Raw genomic sequence first — 4,291 nt, 5'->3', positions numbered from 1 at the left:
CTTGTCCTTTTTCGATCGAGCCTTTCTTCTCATCGCGGTCTTTCTCCAGCGCCTTAAGCCCGTCTTTCTTGACTCGCTCGTCAGCAAGGTCCACGGACGCCTTGGTCAGTGCTTGTTGCTGGCGTTCGCGCGTCTGGCGTGAGCCTTGCAGACGAATGTCTAATAACTCCGTGAAGGTATCGGCTCCCTGGCGCTCCGTGAGCGGGTGGGCATTGAAGATCACACGTTCGATCTCCGTAACCAAAGCGTCGTTTAGGCCTTCTGCCGAGCAGAGTTGATCGACGAACTGCTGCGACAGGTACTGGACATAAGGGCTGGCCAGCAGGTCCTCCATGTCGGTTTGATCGAGTTTGTTGCCGGTCTCTTCGCCAGAAGCCCACTGAAGTTTGGCTTCGCTGTCGCCAAGGTATCGTTTCGCGCGGAGGATAAAAGAACGCTCGTTCAGATGAGGGGAAAGTGCGAAACCTCCTGCCGCAATCAGATCGGCCAGCGCGGTCTTGCCTGATCCCCGCGCGCCGATCACGGCAACCAGTCCCGCATTCAATTCAACGGCGTCATTCCTGATCCAGGGTGCGTTCGTGACGGCCACAGAGTTGATCGTGTGACTGTCCAGCGCGCCGCGTGGCGGCTCTGCGCCTATGAAGACGCGTTCCTCCGGTTCTATGCAGGTCTGGCGCAGTGAGTCGAACGTCAGGTCGCCCTTAATCCAGCATCGGCGGTCGCCATCAGGTTGGCCAGCTTTGGCGAGCGAATGCGCATCCGAGCCGTGAAGGCAGGGTTTACGTCCGTTGTACTGGCTTTCAAGTTCCTCGACCGAGGCCGATTCCTTGCCCAGCCAGAACCGGATCTGCTTGGGATTGGCGCTGAAGACGATATGGGCCAGGCCTTCGACGTTCTTGCGCTGTGCAGCGAACGAGGCAGTGGCGTCGCGGAGACCCGAGGTCCCGTCCTTTTCGCCGCCGGCGACAGCGATCAAGATGTTTTTCTTAACCCACTCGTTTTTCGACAATGCCTGCTTTAGCTGGTCAAAGGCCACTTTAAACTGATTGGCGCCTTCAGACCGCGCAGCTTCGTCATCTGTTAGTGCCGGTTTGTGGGCACGGCCCAGGCGGATGAGGTCGCTACGTTGGCAGCGATATGATTCGCCCAAGTAAGGAAACTCGAATTCCAGCAGAAAGCGCTTGATGCGCTCGACGTGGTCGGAGTCATGGGGCGAGAAGAGCAGGTGGATGTTGACCGCTGATGCCTTCGTGGTTTCGATGCTTAGGCGGAGCTCGACGTTGGGAAAAATTAAGCCGACGCCCCCCAGGCGACCCTGTTGCTGTTGATCGATGACTTGCTCGTAGCGTTCGATGCCAAAATAATCGGTAATGCCCAGTGCGCGAATCGGTGGATTCGATGTTTCAACGGCACAGAAAAATTCCTCCCAGGGTGCAGGACCAGCGTATTGGTCATTCAAGGCCGTACCAGGCGTATGAATATGTGGATCCCAGCGGTGCCACAAGGAACCCCAATGCTCTCAACCTAACACCCGATTGGCATAGATTCACGGGCCGCCGGAGAAGCCCCTTGCGCGCGAGGCGAGCACAAGGCACAGTAGGCATCCCCTTGATACGTATGTAAAATTTTATATGCCATGATCTTTATGTCAACGTCGTTGACTCGTTTTCCAAGTATCTTGTTTCGCAAGCATTTTTCCTTCAGGCTCGGCTTTCGGAGAGAGCCTTTTCGCGGACCGGCGTTCTCAGTTTTGCGCGCCTGATGGCCTGCCTGCTCGGCGGATACACGTCGAAAGTGCAGTCTGAACTGGACGCGTTCTTCGCCAATCTGGCGAACCGCGCCGACCTGCTGCGAAAGGTCTCCGCGCAGGCCTTTGCCCAAGCCCGGAAGCAGGTGTCGGCCACCGCTTTCGGACGTCTCAACGATCATTTCCTCACTTTGGTCGATGAGCAGTTCGGCTTTCCATTGTGGAACGGGCTGCGCGTCGTTGCCGGCGATGCGACGGTCCTGCGCCTGACCCTGTTCGGCAAGACCCGCGACGGCAAGTCGTTCGCTCGCCATGTGGTCGATGCCATCGGCTTCGCGCTGTACCTGCCAGGGATCGAAATGACCCTCGCCGCCAAGCTGTATTCTCCCGACGTCGGTGAGCGTCAGATGCTCTTCGAGCACCTCGACAAACTGCGCGACAACGACATCCTGGTGCTTGATCGCGGTTACCCAGCCTACTGGCTCTTCGCCGCCTTGACGCAGCGAGGACGCCACTTCTGCATGCGAGCGGACAGCCTCAATTTCGGCGCCATCCGAACCTTCCGTCGATCCGGCCTCGCCGAGCGGATCGTGACCCTGCACGCCCCTGGCAAACAGGATGCGCTCGATTACGAGATTGCCGCAACGCCCTGCAAAGTGCGCCTCATTCGCCGAGTGTTCGGACAAAAGGTCCGTGTCCTCGTGACCTCGCTCCTGGACCTCGACGCCTACCCTGCTCACCAATTCGGCGCGCTCTATCACTCCCGCTGGAGAATTGAGGAGGCCTTCCGCCGGATCAAGCACCGCCTGGCCCTGGAGCACTTGTCGGGCATGTCCTGGCTGGCGGCACAACAGGACTTCGGCGCAAAAGTCCTCTGCGACAACCTCAATGCCCTGGCCGTCCATGCCGCCAGCGAAACTATCGATCCCCACATCCGCGCTCGCTACTTCATCAACCGCGGCGACACCTTCTCTCGCATCAAGCGCACCCTCGGCCGCTGGCTTCTCGAAGGCCTCGATGCTCTCGACAACGTCCCCTCCGTCTTCAACCAACTCATCAAGAATCTCGTCCAGATCAAGCCAAACCGATCATACCCAAGACACTTCGCCAAAAAACCCCATCTATCACACGCTTACAAGGGATCGGCATGACTATGTTCTGTTAGCTTGAGAGCATTGCAAGGAACCCCGCTTGCTTTGAACTCTTAATGAACTAGACATAATTCCCTTCCCGAGCTTGGTATTCGGGGAGCACTGGAACAGCGAACGGACTTAAGGGCAGGCCCAGCAGTCGTACCACCAGCCGCCATATGCTGAAACGAGGAGTTTCGTTGCTTCTCATGTATCGGAACCGACGAAGAGCCGCCGCCTGCCGACGTACGGAACGATTGAACGCGGGCAATTGCCGATTCCAGGTTTGGCAACATATGTTTTGGGCGTTATGACGCTGCCGTTAGGTGGTGCGTATCAGGTCAGCAAGCGTCCCCCCCTCGGCCGATTGCACCCCGGATCCATTATCCTCCGGAAACGCCGGGCTACCTGGCGTCCAGAATTCGACCGACTCCGGATGTTCCTCAAAAAAATCCGGGTCTGTGGTGACGCTGATACGTGGTGCTCCGGGCTGCGTCCAGAAGATCTCCTTCGTACCGACCCGTTGGGCTTCGGCGCCGGGTGGCAGAAGCTTCGGGTGGTCCAACAGGTGGCCGAGTTCTTCGAGCCCATAGGGGGCGGGTAAGCGCTCAGGCTGTTCGAGCGCGGCTTCGATGGCTTCGTCGATGTTGAAGGATTCTGCTGGAGCCTGGCTGGCTGCCTGTTGAAGCTGACTGATGAGATTTGCCCTGGCCTGTTGCTGGTTCTCCGGTCTAGCCAGGGCGACTTCGGCAATCCTGGCGGGCATCGCCGAGAGAATCGGTTGCAGCGGGCCAACCACCGAGGTGAAGAGGTTGATGCGTGATCTCAGCGCACGGTAGACGTCGGTCTCGACGGTGTCCTCGTACATCAGGTTGACGATCGCGATGCGCGGGAACTGCTGGCCAAGGCGGTCGACCCGCCCGATGCGTTGCTCGATTCGCATCGGGTTCCAGGGCGAATCGAAATTGACGAGTGCGCCGCAGAACTGGAAGTTCAGCCCCTCTGCTGCCGCGTCGGTGCACACCAGAACCTGTGCATCCTGCCGCTTGAAGCGCCGTTTCGTCTCCTCTCGGGTCAGGCGCTTCCAACTACCGTCGGGTTGTAGCCATTCGCCACCGCGCCCCGAGTAGCAGAGCACCGAGAACCCCTGTGTCCTCAGGAAATCACGCAGGTAATCGAGCGTGTCGGTGTATTGGGTGAACACAATCGCCTGCGGGAAAGCGGGCAGAAGCGAGTGGTCCGTGGCATGGTAGCTGCCTCGTTGCAGGGACTGGAGCACCTCGGCGAGCCGCACGGCTTTCGTGTCCACCGGCAGTCTTCGCACCTGCGCAAGCAAAATCTCGATGTCGCCCTGTTCCTCGAGCTGCAATGCAGTCTGTTTCTGCTGGTCGACGGCTTCCTCGTCGGCAGCGTC

The 4,291-nt window shown here is 58.8% G+C and carries 2 protein-coding genes and 1 pseudogene; 1 reads left to right on the top strand and 2 read right to left on the bottom strand.

Translation table 11 applies throughout. The annotated features are described in order from the left end of the window. A pseudogene (locus E4Q08_RS23910) lies at nt 1-1,504 on the bottom strand (TrlF family ATPase); the annotation flags it as partial. Nucleotides 1,505-1,629: 125 nt separating this feature from the next. Between E4Q08_RS23910 and E4Q08_RS23905 the strand changes: the two are divergent. Then, nucleotides 1,630-2,898 carry an IS4 family transposase gene (locus tag E4Q08_RS23905; RefSeq protein WP_308240221.1) on the top strand — a complete coding sequence of 423 codons (1,269 nt, stop codon included), beginning with the start codon at nt 1,630-1,632 and terminating at the stop codon, nt 2,896-2,898. 301 nt (nt 2,899-3,199) lie between these two features. Here the strand turns inward: E4Q08_RS23905 and E4Q08_RS23900 are convergent. Further along, a partial coding sequence (locus E4Q08_RS23900) for a helicase-related protein (protein WP_256436056.1) occupies nt 3,200-4,291 on the bottom strand: 1,092 nt, incomplete at its 5' end.

The organism is Candidatus Accumulibacter contiguus (assembly GCF_012940005.1).
GTDB lineage: Bacteria > Pseudomonadota > Gammaproteobacteria > Burkholderiales > Rhodocyclaceae > Accumulibacter > Accumulibacter contiguus.
Note: the sequence above shows the minus strand (reverse complement) of the source record. Positions and strands in the feature narration are given on the sequence as shown.